Annotated in this window: 21 protein-coding genes; 9 read left to right on the forward strand and 12 right to left on the reverse strand. The window is 70.4% G+C overall.

Annotated elements, in window-relative coordinates; all coding sequences use genetic code 11:
- Positions 1 to 53 precede the first annotated feature (53 nt).
- Positions 54 to 599, forward strand: a complete 546-nt coding sequence (gene lptE, locus AAHF99_RS01075; RefSeq protein WP_342162290.1) for an LPS assembly lipoprotein LptE — start codon at positions 54 to 56, stop codon at positions 597 to 599.
- 7 nt (positions 600 to 606) lie between these two features.
- Entirely contained in the window at positions 607 to 1,632 is a 1,026-nt protein-coding gene (holA, locus tag AAHF99_RS01080) for a DNA polymerase III subunit delta (protein ID WP_342162291.1), read from the forward strand.
- 6 nt (positions 1,633 to 1,638) lie between these two features.
- Here holA and AAHF99_RS01085 read toward each other — a convergent pair whose 3' ends face one another.
- From AAHF99_RS01085 to mnmG, 4 genes are read right to left on the reverse strand one after another with little or no spacing between them, the layout of a single operon-like run.
- Positions 1,639 to 2,535, reverse strand: coding sequence for a ParB/RepB/Spo0J family partition protein (locus AAHF99_RS01085; protein WP_342162292.1), 897 nt, complete (start codon positions 2,533 to 2,535; stop codon positions 1,639 to 1,641).
- Between the two features lie 23 nt (positions 2,536 to 2,558).
- Positions 2,559 to 3,416: a ParA family protein gene (locus AAHF99_RS01090; RefSeq protein ID WP_342162293.1), complete on the reverse strand. Its 858-nt coding sequence runs from the start codon at positions 3,414 to 3,416 to the stop codon at positions 2,559 to 2,561.
- Positions 3,413 to 4,048, reverse strand: coding sequence for a 16S rRNA (guanine(527)-N(7))-methyltransferase RsmG (gene rsmG, locus AAHF99_RS01095; protein ID WP_342162294.1), 636 nt, complete (start codon positions 4,046 to 4,048; stop codon positions 3,413 to 3,415). Before rsmG ends, AAHF99_RS01090 begins: the two co-directional genes overlap by 4 nt.
- Positions 4,045 to 5,931 (reverse strand): tRNA uridine-5-carboxymethylaminomethyl(34) synthesis enzyme MnmG, encoded by a 1,887-nt coding sequence (mnmG, locus tag AAHF99_RS01100; RefSeq protein ID WP_342162295.1) that lies wholly within the window; start codon positions 5,929 to 5,931, stop codon positions 4,045 to 4,047. Before mnmG ends, rsmG begins: the two co-directional genes overlap by 4 nt.
- Before the next feature lie 282 nt (positions 5,932 to 6,213).
- Here mnmG and AAHF99_RS01105 point away from each other — a divergent pair, with 282 nt between their 5' ends.
- Positions 6,214 to 6,363, forward strand: a complete 150-nt coding sequence (locus AAHF99_RS01105) for a hypothetical protein (RefSeq protein ID WP_342162296.1) — start codon at positions 6,214 to 6,216, stop codon at positions 6,361 to 6,363.
- 166 nt (positions 6,364 to 6,529) lie between these two features.
- Complete coding sequence (locus AAHF99_RS01110; RefSeq protein WP_342162297.1) at positions 6,530 to 7,939, forward strand: EAL domain-containing protein; 1,410 nt, start codon at positions 6,530 to 6,532, stop codon at positions 7,937 to 7,939.
- Between the two features lie 8 nt (positions 7,940 to 7,947).
- On the opposite strand, the gene panC is transcribed toward AAHF99_RS01110, so the two are convergent.
- The 4 genes from panC to bla form a co-directional block, all read right to left on the reverse strand.
- Positions 7,948 to 8,796, reverse strand: coding sequence for a pantoate--beta-alanine ligase (panC, locus tag AAHF99_RS01115; protein WP_342162298.1), 849 nt, complete (start codon positions 8,794 to 8,796; stop codon positions 7,948 to 7,950).
- Positions 8,797 to 8,844: 48 nt separating this feature from the next.
- Complete coding sequence (locus AAHF99_RS01120; RefSeq protein WP_342162846.1) at positions 8,845 to 9,171, reverse strand: hypothetical protein; 327 nt, start codon at positions 9,169 to 9,171, stop codon at positions 8,845 to 8,847.
- Between the two features lie 78 nt (positions 9,172 to 9,249).
- Positions 9,250 to 9,738 (reverse strand): aminoacyl-tRNA deacylase, encoded by a 489-nt coding sequence (locus AAHF99_RS01125; protein ID WP_342162299.1) that lies wholly within the window; start codon positions 9,736 to 9,738, stop codon positions 9,250 to 9,252.
- Positions 9,739 to 9,744: 6 nt separating this feature from the next.
- Positions 9,745 to 10,587: a class A beta-lactamase gene (gene bla, locus AAHF99_RS01130; protein ID WP_342162300.1), complete on the reverse strand. Its 843-nt coding sequence runs from the start codon at positions 10,585 to 10,587 to the stop codon at positions 9,745 to 9,747.
- A 113-nt stretch (positions 10,588 to 10,700) separates the two neighbouring features.
- Between bla and mnmE the strand changes: the two genes are divergently transcribed.
- A complete protein-coding gene (gene mnmE, locus AAHF99_RS01135; protein ID WP_342162301.1) occupies positions 10,701 to 12,002 on the forward strand; it encodes a tRNA uridine-5-carboxymethylaminomethyl(34) synthesis GTPase MnmE in 1,302 nt (433 codons plus the stop codon).
- A 6-nt stretch (positions 12,003 to 12,008) separates the two neighbouring features.
- On the opposite strand, the gene AAHF99_RS01140 is transcribed toward mnmE, so the two are convergent.
- Together AAHF99_RS01140 and AAHF99_RS01145 are read right to left on the reverse strand one after the other, a co-directional pair.
- On the reverse strand, positions 12,009 to 13,001 hold the full coding sequence (locus tag AAHF99_RS01140) for a DUF2891 domain-containing protein (RefSeq protein WP_342162302.1): 993 nt from the start codon (positions 12,999 to 13,001) through the stop codon (positions 12,009 to 12,011).
- A gap of 10 nt (positions 13,002 to 13,011) precedes the next feature.
- On the reverse strand, positions 13,012 to 14,634 hold the full coding sequence (locus AAHF99_RS01145; RefSeq protein ID WP_342162303.1) for an ABC-F family ATP-binding cassette domain-containing protein: 1,623 nt from the start codon (positions 14,632 to 14,634) through the stop codon (positions 13,012 to 13,014).
- Positions 14,635 to 14,773: 139 nt separating this feature from the next.
- On the opposite strand from AAHF99_RS01145, the gene AAHF99_RS01150 reads away from it, so the two are divergent.
- A complete protein-coding gene (locus AAHF99_RS01150) occupies positions 14,774 to 15,037 on the forward strand; it encodes a hypothetical protein (protein WP_243959807.1) in 264 nt (87 codons plus the stop codon).
- Between the two features lie 42 nt (positions 15,038 to 15,079).
- Here the strand turns inward: AAHF99_RS01150 and ypfJ are convergent, their stop codons facing one another.
- Positions 15,080 to 15,997 (reverse strand): KPN_02809 family neutral zinc metallopeptidase, encoded by a 918-nt coding sequence (gene ypfJ / locus AAHF99_RS01155; protein ID WP_342162304.1) that lies wholly within the window; start codon positions 15,995 to 15,997, stop codon positions 15,080 to 15,082.
- A 79-nt stretch (positions 15,998 to 16,076) separates the two neighbouring features.
- Complete coding sequence (locus AAHF99_RS01160; RefSeq protein ID WP_342162305.1) at positions 16,077 to 16,934, reverse strand: uracil-DNA glycosylase; 858 nt, start codon at positions 16,932 to 16,934, stop codon at positions 16,077 to 16,079.
- Positions 16,935 to 17,081: 147 nt separating this feature from the next.
- Between AAHF99_RS01160 and AAHF99_RS01165 the strand changes: the two genes are divergently transcribed.
- The 3 genes from AAHF99_RS01165 (at position 17,082) to AAHF99_RS01175 (ending at position 21,119) form a co-directional block, all read left to right on the forward strand.
- Positions 17,082 to 18,755, forward strand: coding sequence for an electron transfer flavoprotein-ubiquinone oxidoreductase (locus tag AAHF99_RS01165; protein WP_243959621.1), 1,674 nt, complete (start codon positions 17,082 to 17,084; stop codon positions 18,753 to 18,755).
- Between the two features lie 78 nt (positions 18,756 to 18,833).
- A complete protein-coding gene (locus AAHF99_RS01170; protein WP_243959619.1) occupies positions 18,834 to 19,094 on the forward strand; it encodes a flagellar protein in 261 nt (86 codons plus the stop codon).
- Between the two features lie 150 nt (positions 19,095 to 19,244).
- A complete protein-coding gene (locus AAHF99_RS01175) occupies positions 19,245 to 21,119 on the forward strand; it encodes a tetratricopeptide repeat protein (protein ID WP_342162306.1) in 1,875 nt (624 codons plus the stop codon).
- Positions 21,120 to 21,137: the final 18 nt, after the last annotated feature.

The following is a 21,137-nucleotide window of genomic DNA, read 5'->3' on the forward strand; positions in this document are numbered from 1 at the left end:
CGCGGACCCCCCGGTCCGCGCTAGAACCGGAGCGGAACGGGGCGGACAGCGTGATGCGGCTTGACGTGGGATCGGTGGCGGTGCGGGCCGGACGGCTCGGCCTGGTGGCGGCCATGAGCCTCAGCCTCTCGGCCTGTTTCCGCCCACTCTACGGGCCGACGGCCTCGGGCGAATCGATCCAGGCGCTGCTGGCCTCCGTGCAGGTCGATGAGATCGTGATGGCCCAGGGCCAGGAGCGGCTCGGCCATTACCTGCGCAGCGAACTGGTGTTCGACCTCGACGGGTCGGGCCAGCCGGCCAAGAAGCAATACCGCCTGAAGCTCGCGGGCTCCGAGACGGTGCAGACGCCCATCGTCTCCTCCACCACCGGCCGCGCCGAGGCCGGCACGGTGATCGGCAACATCCGCTACAGCCTGGAAGACCTCAGCGGCACCAAGGTGATCGCGGAGGGCGTCGCCACCTCCACCGCGACCTACGACCGCTCGATCCAGCGCTTCGCCAGCCAGCGCGCCGCCCGCGACGCGGAGATCCGCCTCGCGGACACCCTGGCCGACCAGATCAAGACCCGGATCGCCTCGGTGCTGGCGGCCAAGCCGTGAGCGGCCGGTGACGGCTGTCCGGCCGGGGGATATCGAGGACCTGATCCGGCGGGGGCCCGACCCGCGCATCCCCGTGATCCTCGTCTACGGACCCGATACCGGCCTCGTCACAGAGCGGGCCAAGGCGCTCGCCGAATCCTTCCTGCCCGACGCCACGGACCCCTTCGCCCTGGTGCGGATCGACGGCGACCTCCTCGCCTCCGATCCCGGCCGGCTCTGCGACGAGGCGGGGACGGTCGGCCTGTTCGGTGGAAAGCGCTCGATCTGGGTGCGGCCCAGCAGCCGCAACTTCGCGCCCGCCATCGAGGCCGTGCTCTCGATCCCCGTCACCGACACGCGGATCGTGCTGGAGGGGGGCGACTTCGCCAAGGGCAACCCCGTCCGTGCCCTCTGCGAGAAGTCTCAGCGGGCGCTGGCCATCCCCTGCTACCCGGACGACGAGCGGGCGCTCGGCGACCTCATCGACCGGACCCTGCGGGCGCGTGACCTGCGTATCGACCGCGAGGCGCGGGAGGTGCTGGTGCGCAGCCTCGGCGGCGACCGCCGGGCGAGCCTGATGGAGATCGAAAAACTCGCCCTCTACGCTGCGGGCCAGGGCAGCGTGACCTTGGACGACGTGGAGGCGGTGGTGAGTGATGTCGCCGCCAGCGTCCTCAACACCCTGGTGGATGCGGCCTTCGACGGGCGGATCGAGGTGGTGGAGCGCGATTCCCGCCGCTTCCGGCTGGAGGGGCTGGACCCGGCGCAGGTGCTCGGCTCGGCCCTGCGCCACGCCACGGCGATGCTCGCGCTCCGCCTGGACAATCCCGAGAAGTCATCGAGCGCCATGGCGGCCGCGTGGCGCGGCTTGCACTTCAAGCGCAAGGCGAGCGTCGAGCGGCAGCTCGGCCTCTGGGGCCCTGCCCGCCTGCGGCAGGCCATCGACATCCTCGCCCAGGCGGTGCTCGCCAGCCGCCGCGCCGAGCCGGCTCTGGCCGAGGCCATCGCGTCGGCGGCCCTGCTCCGCATCGCAGAAGCCGGCCGCCGCCGCTGAGGCGCGTCAGTCGTCCGCCGGGACCTTCAGCCGGTCGAGCAGGCTCTGCAACTCGTCGCGGCTGGCGTAGCGGAGGCGGATCTCGCCCGTCTCCTCGTCCTTCGGCTTGTAGGTGACGGCGACGCCGAGCGCCTTGTGCAAGCGCAGTTCCAGCGAACGGACCGGCGCCGGGCGATCGGCCGCGAGGCGCGGGCGGCCGGGACGCGGGGTCTCGGACGGTTCGGCCTCGGCGGCGGCCAGGGCCTCGACTTCGCGCACGGACAGGCCCTCGGCCACGATCCGCCGGGCGACGCCTTCGGGATCGCGCAGCGCGAGGAGCGCGCGGGCATGGCCGGCGGTGATCTCGCCCGCGCTCAACCGGTCCTGCACCGGCTGGGGCAGGTTGAGGAGGCGCAGCGTATTGGCGAGATGGCTGCGGCTCTTGCCCAGGATCTCGGCCAGTTCGCGCTGCGTGTAGGAGAAGTCGCGCATCAAGCGCTCGTAGCCCGAGGCTTCCTCGATCGGGTTGAGGTCCGCCCGCTGGACGTTCTCCAGGATCGCGAATTCCAGTGAGGCGCGGTCGTCGATCTCGACCACGACCACCGGCACCTCATCGAGCCCGGCCCGCTGCGCCGCGCGCCAGCGGCGCTCGCCGGCCACGATCTCGAAGGCGCCCGGCACGTCGGCCAGGGGCCGCGCGACGATGGGCTGGATGAGGCCCCGCGCCTTGATGGAGCCCGCGAGTTCGGACAATTCCTCCTCGCCGAAATGGCGACGGGGGTTGCGCGGGTTCGGGCGCAGGAACTCCACGGCGACCTTGCGCTGGCCCTCGTGCTTGGGCGGCGGCTGCGCCGGATCCCCGAAATCGCCGATCAGGGCCGCGAGCCCGCGCCCCAGCCGGGGCCTTGCGACCTCTTCAGCCATCGTCTCTCACCTGTCCTCGAAACTTACGCCGCCGCCGGCACGCGGCCTTCGCGCTGGATCACCTCGGAGGCGAGGCGCAGATAGGCTTGGCTGCCGGCGCATTTCAGATCGTACAGCAAAGCCGGCTTGCCGTGCGAGGGCGCTTCGGACACACGCACGTTGCGGGGGATCATGGTCTCGTAGACCTTGTCGCCCATGAAGCTGCGCACATCCGCCACGACCTGGGCCGAGAGGTTGTTGCGCGGATCGAACATCGTCAGCACGACGCCCTGGATTGTCAGGCGCGGGTTCAGCGCGCCGCGCACCTGCTCGACGGTGCGCAGCAGCTGGCTCAGGCCCTCCAGGGCGAAGAACTCGCATTGCAGCGGCACCAGCACCGCATCCGCCGCCGCCAGGGCGTTGATCGTCAGCAGGTTCAGGGAGGGCGGGCAATCGATCAGCACGTAGCTGATGCGCTTCAGGCTCTCGGACTGCGCCATGCTCTTCAGCGCGTTGCGCAGGCGGTGCGCCCGGTCCTGCGAGGTCGCCATCTCCATTTCGAGACCCAGCAGGTCCATGGTGGAGGGGGCGATGGACAGGCGCGGCACGGCGGTTGGAATGATGGTCTGCGCGAGGCTCGCCTCGCCGGCCATGAGATCGTAGGTCGAAACCCGGCGGCGGGCCTTCTCGATGCCGAGCCCGGTCGAGGCGTTGCCCTGGGGATCGAGGTCGATCACCAGTACCTCCTCGCCGATGGCGGCGAGCGCCGTGCCCAGGTTGATGGCGGTCGTCGTCTTGCCGACGCCGCCCTTCTGGTTCGCCAGGGCCAGAACCCGCAGGGGCTTGGCCGGATGGCTCATGTCGGGGCGCTCGGAGGCGTCGACCATCGTCGCGTCGCTCATCGGGGGCTCGTTTCGGTGAGGGCAGTGACCCGCACGATCCGGGCGTCGGCATCGGTCCGACTCGGCACGAGATCGTAGGTGAATGTCCACCGCGCGGAGGCCTGGGTCAATTCCGCCTGCACATCCCGCCCCTTCGGAAACAGGCCGATGGTGCCCGAATTCAACAGTGGCGCCGACCAATCGAGCAGCTGATCGAGCGCGGCGAGCGCCCGCGCGCAGACGATCTCCGTCCCCACCGCATCGCCGATCACCGCTTCGATCCGCCCGTTGCGGATCGTCGCCGGGGCGCCGGTCAGGCGGGCGGCTTCGGTGAGGAAGGCGCATTTGCGTGCGTTGCTCTCCACCAGTGTCACCCGGATGCCCCTCTCCTTCCCGGCGATGGCCAGGATCAGACCGGGGATGCCGGCGCCGGAGCCGAGATCGATCCAGGTACGGGCGTCGGGCGCGAGGGTGAGGAGTTGCAGCGCGTCGGCGACGTGGCGGCTCCAGACCTCGGAGAGGGTCGATGGGCCGACGAGGTTCTTTACCGTTTGCCAGCGATGGAGCTGGGCGACGTAGGCGTCGAGCGCCTGCGTTGTTTCACGTGAAACATCGTAGGTCTTCAGAACTTGTTCGCGGGCTCGGTCGCTCATGCCGGTTGCCGCGCCGCGCGCTGGCCCCGCTTGGCATGGGCGGCGAGCAGGGTCAGGGCCGCCGGGGTGACGCCCTCGATCCGCGCCGCCTGCCCGAGGGTGCCGGGGCGCACACTCTCCAGCTTCAGGCGCATCTCGTTCGACAGGCCGCTGATCCCGGCATAGTCGAGCCCATCCGGCAGGCGCACGGCCTCGTCCCGGCGGAAAGCGGCGATGTCCGCGCTCTGGCGGTCGAGATAGACGGCATAGGTTGCGTCCGTCCGTAGGCGGTCAGCGATGCGCGGCGGCACCTCGGCGAGGTCCGGCCAGACGGCGGCGAGGCGGGCCCAGTCGATCTCCGGGTAGGAGAGAAGCTGGAAGGCGGAGCGGCGGATGCCGTCCTGGTTCAGGGCGATGCCCTGCGCGGCGGCCTGGCTCGGCGTGAGGCTCAGGCTATCGAGCCGGGCGCGGGCGGCGGCGAGGGCGGCGCGCGACTGCTCGAAATGTGTCGCGCGCTGGCGACCGACGAGGCCGAGGGCGAGGCCGCGCGGGGTCAGCCGCTCGTCGGCATTGTCCACGCGCAGGCTCAGGCGATACTCCGAGCGCGAGGTGAACATGCGGTAGGGCTCGCTCACCCCGTGGGTGATGAGGTCATCGATCATCACACCGAGATAGGATTCGGCGCGGTCGAAGGCGGCGAGTGGCTGATTGCCGGCCAGCCGCGCGGCGTTGAGGCCCGCCACGAGCCCCTGCCCCGCCGCCTCCTCGTAGCCGGTGGTGCCGTTGATCTGCCCGGCCAGGAACAGGCCGGGCTGGCGCTTCACCTGAAGCCCGGCATCGAGCTCGCGCGGATCGACGTAATCGTACTCGATGGCGTAGCCCGGCCGCAGGATCTGGGCTCGCTCAAGACCGGGGATCGCCTGGACGATGGCGCGCTGCACCTCCTCCGGCAGGGCGGTCGAGATGCCGTTCGGGTACACGACCGGATCGTCCAGCCCCTCCGGTTCGAGGAAGATCTGGTGCCCCTCACGGTCGCCAAAGCGCACGACCTTGTCCTCGATGGACGGGCAATAGCGCGGCCCCCGGCTGGCAATGCCGCCGGAATACATCGGCGAGCGGTGCAGGTTGGCGCGGATGATGTCGTGGACGGCCTGCGTCGTCCGCGTGATCCCGCAGGCGATCTGCGGCGTGGTGATCCGCTCGGTGAGGGTGGAGAACGGGACGGGGTCCTCGTCCGCCTCCTGCCGCTCGAGTTGGTCCCAGGCAATGCTGTCGCGGGCGAGGCGAGGGGGCGTGCCGGTCTTCAGCCGGCCGAGGCGCAGGCCGAGCCCGTCGAGGCTCCGCGCGAGGCCCACCGAAGGTGCCTCCCCCACCCGCCCGGCGGGGATCTGCAGCTCGCCGATATGGATCAGGCCGCGCAGGAAGGTGCCCGTGGTGAGCACCACCGCCCCTGCCCCGAGCGTCGTGCCGTCCGCCAGCGCAATCCCGGCGACGTGCCCGGCCGTATCCCTGAGAAGGTCTTCGCAGGCGCCCGGGACGACGTGCAGGTTCGCCGTCTCGGCCACAGCCTGCTGCATCGCGGCCGCGTAGAGCTTGCGGTCGGCCTGGGTACGGGGGCCGCGCACGGCCGGACCCTTGCGCCGGTTGAGCAGGCGGAACTGGATACCGGCCGCATCGGCCACCCGGCCCATCAGCCCGTCGAGGGCATCGACCTCGCGAACGAGGTGTCCCTTGCCGAGGCCGCCGATGGCCGGATTGCAGGACATCGCCCCGATGGTCGCCGGATCGTGCGTGACGAGGGCCGTCAGGGCGCCACTGCGGGCGGCGGCCGCGGCGGCTTCGACGCCGGCATGGCCACCGCCGACGACGATCACGTCGAAGCGGGTGGGGCGGGAAATGGGCATGCCCGTGCTTACGCGGGCGGGCGGGGGTGGGTCAACGCGACAGGGGTGATTCGCTCAACCTCGTAGCGGTGTTGCCGCCTTTCGCAGCAGCGTCCGCGTGGGTCGTGATCAGCGGGGCATCATCGCAGCGCTGAATTGATGAAGAATGCAGCGTATTTGGCCGTCATCGCCCTGCGCCAATTCAGATTGTGGTCAGAACTTGAAGCCGGCTCAATGCTCTGTAATCATGGTTAGACGGTATTGGCGATGTGAGTGGTCCTAAGACGCCTGCGGGAGGCTCCGATGTCATCCTTGTCGATCGGTTTGGGTGCGGCGTGCTGTGCGGCCGGGGCGGCCGCCCATTTCCTCGATGAGACCCACCGGAAGGAGGGGGCCTTCGGATTGGCCGGCTTCGGCTTCCTGCTGGTGGGAATGTACCTCACCCGCGCCTGAGTGTTTCACGTGAAACACCGCTCCGGGACACAGAGGGCAAAAATCGGTCGCGTGCCGGCTTGCCGGGCTTGCCCCCGTTCGAACGCTCGGCAACACTTTCGGAGCGTCGGTTTCCGGTAATCCTAGGCTTGCTGGACGCCTTGTCTCGTGACGGATGATGGTGAGCATGGCCCGGGTCTTCGGCCGGAACGTTGGGCTGTGGACCGCCGGATCGCTCGGCCTCGTCACGATTGGACCATTGGCCGTCTTCTCGCCGAGCGCCGCCGCGCTGTGTCTGGCCGCCGCCGGAAGCCTCGGCGCTGGTGCCGCATGGGCGCGGATCTCACGACTCAACGCCCGATGCGAGAAGCTGTCCCAGGAAGTGGATGTGCTCTCGCAGCGGCTCCTGAAGGCGGAAGCCGCGCCGCCGCGTCCCGCCGCCGACACAACACCGCCCGAGACTTTGCGCTCCGAGGTGCATGAACTCACCGTGGAGATCGGCCTGCTGAGCGGGATCGTACGCGACCTCAGCGCAGTGATCCGCAGCCAGGACGACGAGATCGCCGCCCTCAAGACCCGCGAGGCGCCGGTCGCGAAGGAGCCGCCGCCCCCGCCGGAGCCGAAACCGGAGCCCGCGCCGCCTCCCCCGCCGCCGGTCGAGACATCCTGGACGCCACCGGTCATCGCCCGGCTGCCGGAACTGCCGGCCGTCATCGCACCGCCGGTTCCCAGGCCGATTCCGCCGCGTCCGCCAGAACCGCCACGTAGCCCCGACGAGTCCTCAATCCTCGCTGCCTTCGATCGCGACCTGTTGGAAGTCTTTCTCCAGCCCATCGTCACCCTGCCCCAGCGCAAGGTCGTGGCCTACGAGGCGCTGGCGCGGCTGCGGGTCGAGGATCAGCCGCTCGACGCCACGCAGTACCTGCCGACCCTCGAACGGAACGGGCGCACCACGGAACTCGACCGCCGGATGCTGGCCCGCACCGGCACCATCGTCCGCCACCTCGCCAAGCGCGGCAGCGACGCGCGCGTGACCTACGGCCTGTCGCCCCTGTCGCTGTTCGAGCTGGGCTTCCTGAAGGAGATCGGGCGCATGGCCAGCGACGAGCAAGCCTTGGCCGGGCTCGACATCGCCCTGCCCCAGGCCAGTTGGCGCGGCCTCGACAGTGGGCAACTCAGCGCCCTGTCGGCCCTGCGTGGGCGGGTCGGCTTCTGCCTCGACCGGCCGACGGATCTGCGCTTCGATGCCCGCGAGTTCCTGGACTACGGCATCGGGCAGGTGAAGGTGCCGGCGGAGTTGCTGCTGCGGCCGAGCATGGCACGGGGCGCGCTGAGCGACATCGCGGTGGAGGATCTTGCGCCGGCCCTGGCCCGCGCCCGCATCCGCCTCGTGGTCAACGAGGTCGGCACCGAGGCAGACGTGCCGGACCTCATCGACCTCAACGTGCCCTACGCGCAGGGCGGGGCCTTCGCGCCGGCCCGGCCGGTGCGCGGCGATATCCTCGCCGCGCTTCCCCCGGAACCGCCGCCCCCGCCACAGGACGATCCCGGTTCCGAGCGCCGCTCTTTCCGGTCGCTCCTGCGCCGGGCCGGGTGAGGGCGGTCTCAGACCGGCACGTTGTCGATGAGCCGCGTCCGCCCGAGATAGGCCGCCGCGAGCACGCGGGCGGGGCCGGTGACGCGCTCGACCGGTGCGAGGCTCGCGGCGTCGCAGACGGACAGGTACTGCACGGTGAAGCCCGCCGCCGTGAGAGTGGCCACGCCTTCGCTCACCGGCCCGACGACCGATCCGCCGTCGCGGGCCTCGGCGGCGATGCCGGCGAGCACAGCGTGCAGCGTCGGCGCGCGGCTGCGCTCCTCGGCCGAGAGGTAGCGGTTGCGCGAGGAGAGGGCGAGGCCGTCCGCCTCGCGGATGGTGGGTACGCCCCGGATCTCGGGGGCCATGTCGAGGTCGGCCACGACCCGCTTGATCACCTGCAACTGCTGGAAATCCTTCTCGCCGAACAGGGCGATGTCCGGCCGCACTTGGTTCAGGAGCTTGGTGACGACGGTGGCGACGCCGGAGAAATGGCCCGGCCGCAGGGGGCCGCAGAGGCCATCCGTCAGCCCCGCCACCTCGATCCGGGTGGCGAAACCCGGCGGGTACATGGTCGCCACATCGGGCGTCCAGGCGGCGTCGGCCCCCACGCCCGCCATCGCCGCGAGGTCGGCGGCGACGTCGCGCGGGTAGCGGGCGAAATCCTCCGTGGGGCCGAACTGGGTCGGGTTCACGAAGAGGCTCACCACCGCCCGTGAGGCCACGCGCTTGGCTTCCGCCATGAGGGTCAGGTGGCCCTCGTGCAGGGCGCCCATGGTCGGCACCAGGGCGACGGTCTCGCCGGCGGCCCGCCAGCCGGAGACGGCGGCGCGCAGGGCGGGGAGGTCGGAGAGATGGAGCGGTGAAGAGGCAGTCACGGCCGGACCCTGGTTTCGTTCGGGCCGGGTCTAGCCGATTCTCGGGGGCTATGGGCAGTAGGGCAGCACGGACCGGCCGTAGGGATCGTCAATGCCGAGCGGCGGCGTGAAGCCGTAATAGCTCGGTTTGCCGAGGCCGTAGGGCGAGCCGACATAGCTCGGATCGTCGGGGGCGTTGGTCGGGGTCGGCACGCGCCGCGGCGTGCAGACGATCTTCGTCCGGCGGCGGGGCAGGGGGAGGGGGCCCTGCGCGTCGAGCCCGTCGCCACGGGGGAAGTAGCGCGGCAGCGGGGGCCCGCCGGGATCGCCGACGTAAGGCTCTCCGAGGTCGGCGGCGAAAGCCGGGCCGGCGAGCAGAACCAGCGCCAGCGCCATCGATCCGCCGAGCCGCACGTCGTCCTCCCATCCATCCGCAGAGCGGTCGACACTGGTGGGCGCGAGGTAAACGATCCGTTAGCGCGGCTCGGTCAGGGGCACGACCGTCGGCTTCAGGGCCGCCACGAGATCGCCCTCCCGCAGGCGGATCTGCAGGCCCCGGCCGCCGCCGTTGATGTGGATCTCCGCATCGGGATCGGTCAGGGCGTGAGCGTCGAGGGCGGTGGGGACGGGGCGCTTCTGCCCCAGCGGGCTGATGCCGCCGACATGGTAGCCCGTCAGGCGCTCGGCATCGGCGGGCTTCATCATCGCGGCGGATTTGCCCCCGAAGGCGGCAGCGACGCGCTTCATCGCGGCCTCCCGGTCGGAGGCGATGAGCAGGCACACGGTGCGCCCATCGACACTGGCCATCAGCGTCTTCAGCACGCGGGAGGGCGGCACGCCGAGGGCTTCGGCCGCCTGCAGGCCGATGCGCGGGGCGTCCGGATCGTAATCGTAGGCGTGGAGGGTGAAGCGGATGCCGGCCTTGTCGAGGGCCTGCGTCGCGCGGGTCGTCTTCGGGGCCATACGGGCTCAGGCTCCCACATGCCGGGCGATCAGCCGGCCGAGTTCGGCATGGGCGGCGTCGCAGGTCGCGGCCGGCGCGGTCGCTCCGGTCAGGTAGCTCGTGGCGATCAACGGCGGATGGCCCGGCGGGCGGAGGATCGCCACCACGTTGTACGTTCCGTTGTCGCCGCTGCCGGTCTTGTCGCCCGCGATCCAGTTCGCCGGCAGGCCCGCCCGCAAGCGCTTGAAGCCGGTCTGCGCGCCCACCATCCAGCCTTCCAGCTGCGTCCGCGCTTCCGGCGATAGAACCCCGCCGAGGAGGATCTTCGCGAGGGTTTCGCGCATCGCGGCAGGGGAGGTGGTGTCCCGTGGGTCGCCGGGCAGCGCAGTGTTGAGGGTGGGTTCGTCTTGGTCGAGGCGGGTGATCGTGTCGCCCGTGCTCCGCACCCACCGGGTAAGCGCGGCCGGGCCGCCGAGCCGGGCGAGTTGCAGGTTCGCGGCGGTGTTGTCGCTCCACACGATGGAGGCCGCGCAAGCCTCTGCGAGAGTCATCCGCCCGCCCCGCTCGGTGAAGACCTTGCGGGAGACGGGGGCGTAGCTGAGCAGATCGGATTCGCGAACGGTCAGTTCCCGGTCGAGCGGTTCGCCGCCGGCCAACACCGCCGCCGTCGCCAGGACCTTGAAGGTGCTGCACAGGGGAAAGCGCTCGTCGGCGCGCCATGCCAGGGGAGCGATGCCCTCCCCCGCGACGCTGACGCCGAGGCGGCCTCCGGTGCCGGCTTCGATGGTGCGCAGGCGATCCTCCGCGAAGGCGGGCAGGACAGCGGCCAGAAGGCCTGTGCAGGCGGCGCGGCGGGTGATGAGGCCCATGGGAATCATCTCTCCGGGGAGGATCGGGCGCAGCGGTGGTCCCGGTTTGCGGCTGTTGCGTGGCAGCGCCCGTGATAGGGAGCCGGCGAGGACGCGGCGGAGAATCGACCCGGATGACAGAGACGCTTTTCGCCCCGGCGAGCGGGTTTGGCCGCGCGGCGGTGGCGGTTTTGCGCATCAGCGGGCCGGAGGCGGGCTCGACCCTCGACGCCCTCTGCGGGCCGCGTCCCGCGCCGCGCCGGCTGTCCCTGCGCACCGTGCGTGATCCTGCGGACGGCGCGGTGCTGGATCGCGCCCTCGTCGCCTTCTTCCCAGGCCCCGAGACCTATAGCGGCGAGGACATGGCCGAGCTTCACCTGCATGGCGGGCTCGCCGTGCGGGCGCGGGTGTTGGCGGCCCTGTCGCACGCACCCGGCTGCCGGGCGGCGGGACCGGGGGAGTTCACCCGGCGGGCGGTACTCAACGGGCGCATGGACCTCGCCGAGGCCGAGGGCGTCGCGGACCTGATCGATGCCGAGACCGAGGGGCAGCGGCGGCAGGCGCTGCGGCAGCTCGACGGCGCGCTCAGCCGGCAGGTGGCGGCGTGGCGGGACGAGGCCATCGATCTTCTGGCGGGCGCGGAAGCCGCCCTCGACTTCTCCGACGAGGGCGATGTGGATGAGGCGGGGCTGGATGCCGCCCTGATCGGCCGCGGCATGGCTTTGCGGGATGCCATCGCGGCGGCCCTGGCGGATGGGCGGCGCGGGGAGCGTCTGCGCGATGGGTTCTGGGTGGTGCTGGCGGGCGAGCCCAATGCCGGCAAGTCGACCCTGCTCAACGCCCTCGCCCGGCGGGACGCGGCCATCGTGTCGGAGGTGCCCGGCACGACGCGGGATGCCATCGAGGTGCGGCTCGATCTCGACGGGTTGCCGGTGGTGCTGGTCGATACGGCGGGCCTACGCGAGACGGACGAGGTGGTAGAAGCGGAAGGCATCCGCCGCAGCCGTGCGCGGATCGCGCAGGCCGATCTCGTCCTCGCGCTCGTGCCGCCGGGGGGCATCGTGCCCGATCTCGGCGGGGCTCCGGCCCTGACGGTCCACACCAAGGCCGATCTGCCGGAGGCGAAGCCGGCGGGTCTCGCGGTCTCGGCTCGCACGGGGGAGGGGATGCCTACGCTTCTTGACGCCCTGCGGGAGCGAGCCGAGGCGGGGATGGGCGAGGGCGATGCCCTCATCACCCGCGCCCGCCACCGGGAGGCGCTGGAACGCTGCCTCGGCCATCTCGACCGGCTCTGCGCCGGATCGGGGAGTGGCCTGCCGGAACTGGCGGCGGAAGATCTGCGCCTCGCCGTGCGGGCCCTCGGAGAGGTCGGGGGTCACGTCGGCGTCGAGGATGTGCTCGACCGATTGTTTGCCGGCTTTTGTATCGGGAAGTGATGCGGATCAGGCGTCGAGGGCGAGAAGCGCGAAGCTCGCCAGCCAATGCTCGCCCATGTAATCGCCCGCGAGATGGGGCATCGCGGCTTCATAATGCCTGTCGGCGGCCACAAGCATCGGGGTCAGGCGGGGATCGCCCGGCGGCAGGGCCTTGGCGAGGGCGCGCAGGCACCACGCCCGGCTGAGATTCAGCCCGTCGAGATGGGCGATCTTGCCGTCGCTGCGGTCGGTGGCGAGGGCCGGCGTGAACAGGGTCGCGGGGTGGCCCTCGGACAGGCGTGGCAGGAACCGGTCGAACCACGCCGCGAAAGCGTCCGCCGGGAGCAGCCGGCGCATGGCTTCCGCCTCGATCAGGGCGGAGGACAGGAAGTCGTCGCCGCCCGGCTCGCCCCAGGCGGGGCAATCGACGTCGTCGCCGTACCACGCCAGCGCCGTCGTCCGCAGCAGCGCGAAGAGGTCGGCGTCGGCATAGTCGGCGGCGAGGCGCAGGGCGAAGGCGGTGTTGAAATGCGTGCCCACCCGCACGGGGTAGGGGGCGATGGGGAGGAAGGTGGCAAAGCGCCCGGCGATGCGCTCCGCGAGGGGGCTCAGGGCCTCACCCCACCGGGATGCCTCGGCGACGCGCAACTCGGCGGAGAGTTTCAGGAGCCACGCCCAGCCATAGGGGCGCTCGAAACCCCGTGAGGCAGGAGCATCGAAGGTCGAACATTCGCCGGCTATCTTATCCAATACAAGCTGCCGGTCGAACAGGGCGCGGATGTCTCCGGCCCTGTCGAGATCGGGAAACGCCCGCAGCAGGCGGGCGAGCAGCCAGTAGCCGTGGACGCAGGAATGCCAGTCGAAGCTGCCGTGGAAGACCGGGTGCATCGCGGCGGGCGGGCGCACGTCCTCCGGCCCCGCGAAGATGAGGCCGGTCTTATGCGGGTACTCGCGGGTGACGTGCCCCAGGGCGATGCCGGCGAAGCGCTCCGCGATCTCCCGCGTCAGGCGATGGCCCATCCCCGCTCCCTCAGCTGCGCAGGCCCGGCGCCTCCCGGCCGGTGCTGGCGACGTACTCGGTGTAGCCGCCGCCATATTGGTGGGCGCCGTCGGGGGTGATTTCCAGCACCCGGTTCGACAGGGCGGCCAGGAAGTGCCGGTCGTGGGAGACGAACAGCATCGTTCCCTCGAAGGCGGCGAGCGCGTCCACCAGCATTTCCTTCGTCCCGATATCGAGATGGTTCGTCGGCTCATCGAGCACGAGGAAGTTCGGCGGGTCGTAGAGCATCAGCGCGAGCACCAGCCGCGCCTTCTCGCCGCCGGAGAGCACCCGGCAGCGCTTCTCGATGTCGTCGCCCGAGAAGCCGAAGCAGCCAGCGAGCGTGCGCAGCGACCCCTGGCCCGCCTGCGGGAAGGCCTCTTCCAGGGTCTCGAACACGGTGCGCTCGCCATCGAGCACGTCCATGGCGTGCTGGGCGAAGTAGCCGAGCTTCACGCTGCCGCCGACCGTCACCGTGCCGGCATCGGGCATCGTGGTGCCGGTGACGAGCTTGAGCAGCGTCGACTTGCCGGCGCCGTTCACGCCCATCACGCACCAGCGCTCCTTGCGGCGGATGGAGAAGTCGAGCCCGTCATAGATGGAACGGCTGCCGTAGCGCTTCCCCACGTTCTTCAGCATCACTACGTCGTCGCCGGAGCGGGGTGGCGCCTGGAACTCGAAGGCCACCGATTGGCGGCGGCGGGGCGGCTCGACGCGCTCGATCTTGTCGAGCTTCTTCACGCGGCTCTGCACCTGCGCGGCGTGCGAGGCGCGGGCCTTGAACCGCTCGATGAACTGGATCTCCTTGGCGAGCATCGCCTGCTGGCGCTCGTACTGCGCCTGCCGCTGTGCCTCGTTCTGCAAGCGCTGCTGCGCGTAGAAGGCGTAATCGCCCGAATAGGTGGTGAGGGTGCCGCCGTCGATCTCGATGATCTTGTTCACGATGCGGTTCATGAACTCCCGGTCGTGGGAGGTCATCAGCAGGGCGCCGTCGTAGCCGCGCAGGAAGTTTTCGAGCCAGATCAGGCTTTCGATGTCGAGGTGGTTCGAGGGCTCGTCGAGGAGCATCGCGTCGGGGCGCATGAGCAGGATGCGGGCCAGCGCCACGCGCATCTTCCAGCCGCCGGAGAGGGCGCCGACATCGCCCTCCATCATCTCCTGGCTGAAGCCGAGGCCGTCGAGGGTTTCCCGCGCCCGGCCTTCCAGGGCGTAGCCGTCGAGCTCCTCGAACCGGGCCTGCACCTCGCCGTAGCGCTCGATCAGCGCCTCCATCTCGTCGGCGCGATCAGGGTCGGCGAGCGCCGCGCCGAGTTCGGCGAGTTCGGTGGCGATGGCGCTCACCGGGCCGGCCCCGTCCATTGTCTCCGCGACGACGCTGCGGCCCGTCATCTCGCCGACATCCTGGCTGAAATAGCCGATCGTCACCCCGCGCTCGGATTGGACCTGCCCCTCGTCGGGCTGCTCCTCGCCGGTGATCATGCGGAACAGGGTGGTCTTGCCGGCGCCGTTCGGGCCGACGAGCCCGACCTTCTCGCCCCGCTGCAAGGCAGCGCTGGCCTCGATGAAGACCAGTTGTTTGCCGTTCTGCTTTGTTATGCGGTCAAGGCGTATCATGGGTCGGGGTCGAGTCTCGGAAGAGGGGCCCGAGGCGATTACGGCATGGGCCGCGCCCACGCAAAGCATGGCAGCGCAGCGTCGCACCCGGGAAACGGCGACGGTGTCGCGAGTTGCCAAGCGCAACGAGAGGACGACGATGCTGTTCGGCTGGTGGAAGATGGGCATGGACATGTCCATGCTCGCGATGGAAGCGCAGGGGGTGATCCTGCAGCGGATGACGATGCTGTCGATGGGCGGCCCCGCCGCGCAGGTCGAGGCGCAGCGCATGGTGACGGAGAAGGTCTACGCGGCCGGCGAGGCGATGATGATGATGGCCTCCGGCGCGTCGAACCAGAAGGTGATTCACAGCTACCGCCGGAAGGTGCAGGCGAACGCGAAGCGGCTCAGCCGGCGCCCGTAGGGCTTACGCCCCCTCCCCGCAGGGGGGAGGGAGCGCAAACGATCAGTTGTTGGCGGTGCGGAACGTGTCGCAGGCCTTGGTCTGGCCGCTCTTGTAGCCGGCCGTGAACCAGCGCTGGCGTTGGGCCGAGGAGCCGTGGGTGAAGGAATCCGGCACCACGTAGCCGCGCGAGCGCTGCTGTAAGGCGTCGTCGCCGATCTGCGCGGCGGCGTTCAGCGCCTCGTCGATGTCGCCCTGTTCCAGTTCGGCGTATTTGTCGTTCGAGTTCTTCGCCCAGACGCCCGCGAGGCAATCGGCCATCAGCTCGATGCGGACCGAGAGGGCGTTCGACTCGCTCTTGCTCGATGCCTGCTGCTGGCGGGCCTGCACCTTGCCGAGGATGCCGAGCACGTCCTGCACGTGATGGCCGACCTCGTGGGCGATGACGTAGGCGTAGGCGAAATCGCCCTTCACGCCGAACTTCGTCGACATCTCCTTGAAGAAGCCGGTGTCGAGGTAAACCTTCTTGTCGAGGGGGCAGTAGAACGGCCCCATCGCCGCCTGCGCCGAGCCGCAGCCCGAGCGGGTGCCGCCCGTGTAGAGCACCAGCGTCGTCGGGGTGTATTGCTTGCCGGTCTGCTGCGGCAGGATCGTGTTCCACACGTCCTCGGTGTTGCCGAGGATCTTGGAGGCGAAGCGCCCGCTCTCGTCGGTCGGCGCCTGGCGCCGCTTGGCCTGGGTCTGCGGGTCCGCCTGCTCCTGGCGCTGGCCGCCGCCGCCGCGCGTGATCGACTCGGCGCCGCCCATCAGGATCGCCGGGTTGATGCCCGTGAAGTAGCTGATGATGAGCACCACCACGATGGCGCCGATGCCGAGCCCGCCGGCGCCGCCGCCGGGGAAGCCCATGCCGCCGCCACCGCCGCCGCCTTCACCACGCCGGTCCTCGACGTTGTCGGAGCTCCGTAGATCTTCCCAGCGCATGATCCCGCCATCCGTGCCGCACCGGCCGCATCCGGCCTGGTCTAATGGCGGGAGGGGAGACCCGGTTCCGCCCGCACCGTCAAGCTTTCCCGTCGAGCGCCGCCTTCACGGCGCGGAAATCCCGCCATGCGAGCCGCTTCTGCAGAGGCTGGCGCAGGAGGAAGGCCGGGTGCAGCGTCGCGAGGAGCTTCGTCTCGCGGGAGGGCAGGGCGTAGGGGAAGACGCGCCCGCGGGTCTTCAGGATGCCGTCCTTGGTGCCGGTGAGCGTCTGCGTCGCCGGGGCGCCGAGGCACACGATCAGCTCAGGGTCCACCAGTTCGATCTGCCGCTCCACGAAGGGCTTGCAGGTCGCGACCTCCTGCGGGGTCGGGTTGCGGTTGCCCGGCGGACGCCACGGCACGACGTTGGCGATGTAGGCCGAACTCCGGTCGAGGCCGATGGCGGCCATCATCTTGTCGAGGAGTTGGCCCGAGCGGCCCATGAACGGCTTGCCGATCCGGTCCTCGTCGGCGCCCGGCGCCTCGCCCAGAAACATCACCCGCGCCTGCGGATTGCCGTCCCCGAACACGAGGTTCTTGGCGGTGAAGCGCAGGGGGCAGGCGTCGAACGCGGCGAGGATCGCCTCCAGTTCCTCCAGGCTCGCGGCGTTGCGGGCCCGGGCGCGGGCATCGCCCGCCGCCGCCTCGGGCTCGGCGGAGGCGGCCCGGCCGAAGGTGGCGCGGGGCGCGGGGCGCGGCGCCTCCTGCGGGGGAGGGGAGGGGGCCGGAGCGGGTGCCGCCGCCCGACGCGGCGCGGGCCGGGCGCGGACGGGCTCCGGCGCGTCGGCTTCGGTGAAGCGGTCGTGCGGCGTTTCGTCGAGCGCGACATCGACCCCGGCCTCCGTCTGGAAGTCGAGGATGGCGATGAGGTCGGCCTGCGCGTCGGCGGGGTTCGGCATCGTCTCTAAGTGGGGGCGGCCGGGCCTGTGGACAACGTTCCGGCCATGGCCTCGGCGCGGTGCTGCCTTAAGTGCGCTTGCGTTTCTAGCTTGGAATCGGTTCAGACGGCAGACAAAGCTGACACAAGAAGATCAGGAGTGGTGAGGATGGCGCTGCCCGAACGGGAGAGCATGGATTTCGACGTGGTGGTGGTCGGTGCCGGGCCTGCGGGTCTTTCGGCCGCCATCCGCCTGAAGCAGCGCGCCGCCGAGATCGGTGAGGAGATCAGCGTCGTCGTGGTGGAGAAGGGCTCCGAGGTCGGCGCCCACATCCTGTCCGGCGCGGTGGTGGACCCGATCGGTCTCGATGCCCTGCTCCCCGAGTGGCGCACGGACCCCGAGCGCCCGCTCAAGACCGCCGTCGAGCGGGACGAGTTCATGATGCTTACCAAGAACAGCGGCATCACCCTGCCGAACCTGTTCTTCCCCAAGCTGATGTCGAACCACGGCAATTTCGTCGGCTCGCTGTCGAACGTGTGCAAGTACCTGGGCGCCCAGGCCGAGGCGCTCGGCGTCGAAATCTATCCCGGCTTCCCGGCCTCCGAGGTGCTGTTCGACGAGGCCGGCGCGGTGGTCGGCATCGCCACGGGCGACCTCGGCATCGGCAAGGCGGGCGAGCCGCGCGACGATTACACCCGCGGCATGGAGCTGCGCGGCAAGTACACGGTGTTCGGCGAGGGCGCGCGGGGCAACCTCACCAAGGGGCTCATTGCCCGCTACGGGCTGAACGCCCACAGCGACCACTTCAAGTACGGGCTCGGGGTGAAGGAGCTGTGGCAGCTCGCGCCCGGCAAGTTCGAGCCCGGCCTCGTCCAGCACACGATGGGCTGGCCGCTGCCGAACAAGGCCGGCGGCGGAAGCTGGCTCTACCATTTCGACGACCACCTGCTCTCGGTGGGGTTCGTCACGCACCTGAACTACGAGAACCCGACCCTGTCGCCGTTCGAGGAGTTCCAGCGCTTCAAGACCCACCCGATGATCGCCGAGACCTTCGAGGGCGCCAAGCGCATCGGCTACGGCGCGCGGGCGATCATGGAGGGCGGCTGGCAATCGGTGCCGAAGCTCGTCTTCCCCGGCGGCTGTCTGGTGGGCTGCTCGGCGGGCTTCGTGAACGTGCCGCGCATCAAGGGCTCGCACAACGCGGTGCTGTCGGGGATGCAGGCGGCGGACGCCATCGCCGACGCCCTCAAGGCCGGGCGGCAGGGTGACGAACTGACGGCCTACGACCGGGGCTGGCGCAACAGCCCCATCGGGCAGGACCTGAAGCCGGTGCGCAACGTGAAGCCGCTCTGGTCGAAATACGGCACGCTGGTCGGCATCGGGCTCGGCGGCATCGACATGTGGGCGACGAGCGTCCTCGGCACCTCGCCGTTCGGCACGCTCTCCCACGGCAAGCCGGACCATGCCTGCCTCAAGCCGCTCTCAGAGGTGACGCCGATCACCTACCCGAAGCCCGACGGCAAGCTGACCTTCGACCGGCTCTCCTCGGTGTACCTGTCGAACACCAACCACGAGGAGGACCAGCCGCCCCACCTCAAGGTCCGGGACATGGAGTTGCAGAAGCGCTCCGAGCACGACGTGTTCGGCGGCCCGTCCAACCGCTACTGCCCGGCTGGCGTCTACGAATGGGTGGAGGACGCCTCCGCCTCGGATGGGGTCCGCTACCAGATCAACGCGCAGAACTGCGTCCACTGCAAGACCTGCGATATCAAGGACCCGAACCAGAACATCGACTGGGTGACGCCGGAAGGACCGGGCGGGCCGAACTACCCGAACATGTGAGGCGATCCCTCGAATGCGACGGATTCGGTGCGCGCGATCTTCACGTCTCGCACCGATCCTCGCGGGCACGAGGTGACGATGTCCGATGCCCTGACGATCGCGACCGGCGGGATGAATACGGCGAGCCAGCGGCTGGACGCCGTGGCCGGTCGCGTCGCCGCGCTGGGAACCGAAACAGTGCCGGACCAGGGCGGCGGCGCGCTGCCGCCGGCCGCGACAATCGACCTCTCGGCGACGGCCCTCGACCTGATCGAGGCCAGGACGAGCTTCGCCCTGAACGCCGCCGTCGCGCGTACCGCCGACACCATGACCAAACGGACCCTCGACATCCTGGCCTGACGGACCCGTGAGCCCCGCGCCATCCTTTCGCCTTGCGGCGGTGGCGGGATGAGTCCAGTCTCCGGGCGCTTTTCGCCCGGGCGACGCGCCCCGCATGTTTTCAGGCGCCGGCCCTTTCGAGGCCCGGCGTCTCAGGAGCCGGAACGGTTCATGACCCATCTTCGCGCCCGCCGCACCGTCTCGGCGCTCGCCCTCCTGCTGGCTACCGGCTTGCCGTACGGCGCGAACGCCGCCCAGCCGAAGGAGACCGCCTCGGTCCCGTCGGGCGATTACGAGCCGGCCGAGTCCCTCGAAGGCAACTTCCTCTCGGCCTACATCGCGGGCGCGGCCCGCGACACGACGGCGGCGGCCACCTTCTACCGCGAGGCCGTCCGCGCCGACCCGCGCAACGCCGAACTCGTGGAGCGGGCCTTCATCTCCCTGCTCGCCGACGGCGCCCTGCCGGATGCCTTCCGCACGGCGGAGAAGCTCGTCGCCCGCGACCCGACCAACGGGCTCGCGAACCTCTCCCTTGGCGTCCGCCAGATCAAGGCGAGCCAATGGGCCGCCGCCCGCCAGAATTTTTCCCGTAGCGGCCGTGGGGCGGCGACCGACCTCACCGCCACGCTCCTGACCGCGTGGTCCTATGCCGGCGCGGGCGACAGCAAGCGGGCCCTCGACACCGTCGCCAAGCTCCGGGGCGAGCGCTACTACAACACGTTCCGCGACTATCACGCCGGCCTGATCGCCGCCGTGACCGGCGACGACAAGGAGGCCGAGGCGCGCCTCAAGGCCGCCTATGACGGCGACCGCAACACCCTGCGCATCGTGGACGCCTATGCCCGCCAGGAGGCCAGCATGGGCCACACCGACGTGGCGATCCAGGCCTATACCGATTTCGACCGGCTCTCCCCCCGCCACCCGCTGGTGCGCGACGCCCTCGACAAGCTGAAGGCCGGCAAGCCGCTGGGCAAACTCGTCACCACCGCCCAGGATGGCGCCGCCGAGGTGCTCTACGGCCTCGGCTCGGCCGGCTCGACCCAGGGCGACGAACTGCCCGCCGTGATCTACCTGCGGCTCGCCCTCTACCTGTCGCCGGACCATGCGCTGGCCCGCCTGACGCTCGCCGACACCCTCGACCGGATGAAGCAGCCCGAGCGCGCGAACGAGGCCTACGCACAGATCCCGGCGGCTTCGCCCCTGAAGCTCAATTCCGACATCCAGATCGGCCTCAACTTGGAGCAGATGGGCAAGAGCGACGAGGCGGTGGCGCAGCTCGCCGCCGCGATGAAGGCCCATCCCGACGACATCGACGTCATCACCGCGCTCGGCAACGTGCAGCGGGCGCGCAAGCAATACGACGAGGCCGCCGCCAGCTACACCCGCGCCATCGACCTGATTGGCGACCGGCCGCTCTCGAACTACTGGACGACCTTCTACTTCCGCGGCGTCGCCTATGAGCGCGCCAAGCAATGGCCCAAGGCCGAGGCGGATCTGAAGAAGGCGCTCTCCCTGGTGCCGGACAGCCAGCCCGCCGCCAAGGCGCAGGTGCTGAACTACCTGGGCTATTCCTGGGTCGACCAGAACATGAACATCGACGAGGCGTTCAAGCTGCTGCAGCAGGCCGCCGATTCCGCTCCCCGGGACGGCATGATCGTCGACAGCCTGGGCTGGGCCTATTTCCGCCTCGGCCGCTGGGACGACGCGGTGCGCGAATTGGAGAAGGCCGTCGAGCTGAAGCCCGGCGACCCGACCATCAACGACCACCTCGGCGACGCCTATTGGCGTGCCGGCCGCCGCCTCGAGGGCAAGTTCCAGTGGCAGCACGCCAAGGACCTGAACCCCGAGCCGGACGATCTCGCTAAGATCAACGACAAGCTGAAGGACGGCCTGCCGGAGACGAGCAAGCCCACCGCCACCGCCGAGAACCCGCCGGCCCCCGTGGCGGCGCCGCACTCGCCCGACAACCCGGAATTGCCGAAGGGCGCCCCCCAGCCCCACGACGCGCCGGGCTCGGCCGACAAGCCGAAGAAGACGGGCGGCTGATCCCCGCGCCGCCGCCTC

The sequence above is a fragment of the Methylobacterium litchii genome, from assembly GCF_038442315.1.
GTDB lineage: Bacteria > Pseudomonadota > Alphaproteobacteria > Rhizobiales > Beijerinckiaceae > Methylobacterium > Methylobacterium litchii.

Coding starts and splice junctions, on each gene's coding strand:
- lptE (WP_342162290.1), top strand. CDS start 54: ATGCGGCTTGACGTGGGATCGGTGGCGGTGCGGGCCGGACGGCTCGGC.
- AAHF99_RS01085 (WP_342162292.1), bottom strand. CDS start 2,535: ATGGCTGAAGAGGTCGCAAGGCCCCGGCTGGGGCGCGGGCTCGCGGCC.
- AAHF99_RS01090 (WP_342162293.1), bottom strand. CDS start 3,416: ATGAGCGACGCGACGATGGTCGACGCCTCCGAGCGCCCCGACATGAGC.
- rsmG (WP_342162294.1), bottom strand. CDS start 4,048: ATGAGCGACCGAGCCCGCGAACAAGTTCTGAAGACCTACGATGTTTCA.
- mnmG (WP_342162295.1), bottom strand. CDS start 5,931: ATGCCCATTTCCCGCCCCACCCGCTTCGACGTGATCGTCGTCGGCGGT.
- AAHF99_RS01105 (WP_342162296.1), top strand. CDS start 6,214: ATGTCATCCTTGTCGATCGGTTTGGGTGCGGCGTGCTGTGCGGCCGGG.
- AAHF99_RS01110 (WP_342162297.1), top strand. CDS start 6,530: ATGGCCCGGGTCTTCGGCCGGAACGTTGGGCTGTGGACCGCCGGATCG.
- AAHF99_RS01120 (WP_342162846.1), bottom strand. CDS start 9,171: ATGGCGCTGGCGCTGGTTCTGCTCGCCGGCCCGGCTTTCGCCGCCGAC.
- AAHF99_RS01125 (WP_342162299.1), bottom strand. CDS start 9,738: ATGGCCCCGAAGACGACCCGCGCGACGCAGGCCCTCGACAAGGCCGGC.
- bla (WP_342162300.1), bottom strand. CDS start 10,587: ATGGGCCTCATCACCCGCCGCGCCGCCTGCACAGGCCTTCTGGCCGCT.
- mnmE (WP_342162301.1), top strand. CDS start 10,701: ATGACAGAGACGCTTTTCGCCCCGGCGAGCGGGTTTGGCCGCGCGGCG.
- AAHF99_RS01140 (WP_342162302.1), bottom strand. CDS start 13,001: ATGGGCCATCGCCTGACGCGGGAGATCGCGGAGCGCTTCGCCGGCATC.
- AAHF99_RS01145 (WP_342162303.1), bottom strand. CDS start 14,634: ATGATACGCCTTGACCGCATAACAAAGCAGAACGGCAAACAACTGGTC.
- AAHF99_RS01150 (WP_243959807.1), top strand. CDS start 14,774: ATGCTGTTCGGCTGGTGGAAGATGGGCATGGACATGTCCATGCTCGCG.
- ypfJ (WP_342162304.1), bottom strand. CDS start 15,997: ATGCGCTGGGAAGATCTACGGAGCTCCGACAACGTCGAGGACCGGCGT.
- AAHF99_RS01160 (WP_342162305.1), bottom strand. CDS start 16,934: ATGCCGAACCCCGCCGACGCGCAGGCCGACCTCATCGCCATCCTCGAC.
- AAHF99_RS01165 (WP_243959621.1), top strand. CDS start 17,082: ATGGCGCTGCCCGAACGGGAGAGCATGGATTTCGACGTGGTGGTGGTC.
- AAHF99_RS01170 (WP_243959619.1), top strand. CDS start 18,834: ATGTCCGATGCCCTGACGATCGCGACCGGCGGGATGAATACGGCGAGC.
- AAHF99_RS01175 (WP_342162306.1), top strand. CDS start 19,245: ATGACCCATCTTCGCGCCCGCCGCACCGTCTCGGCGCTCGCCCTCCTG.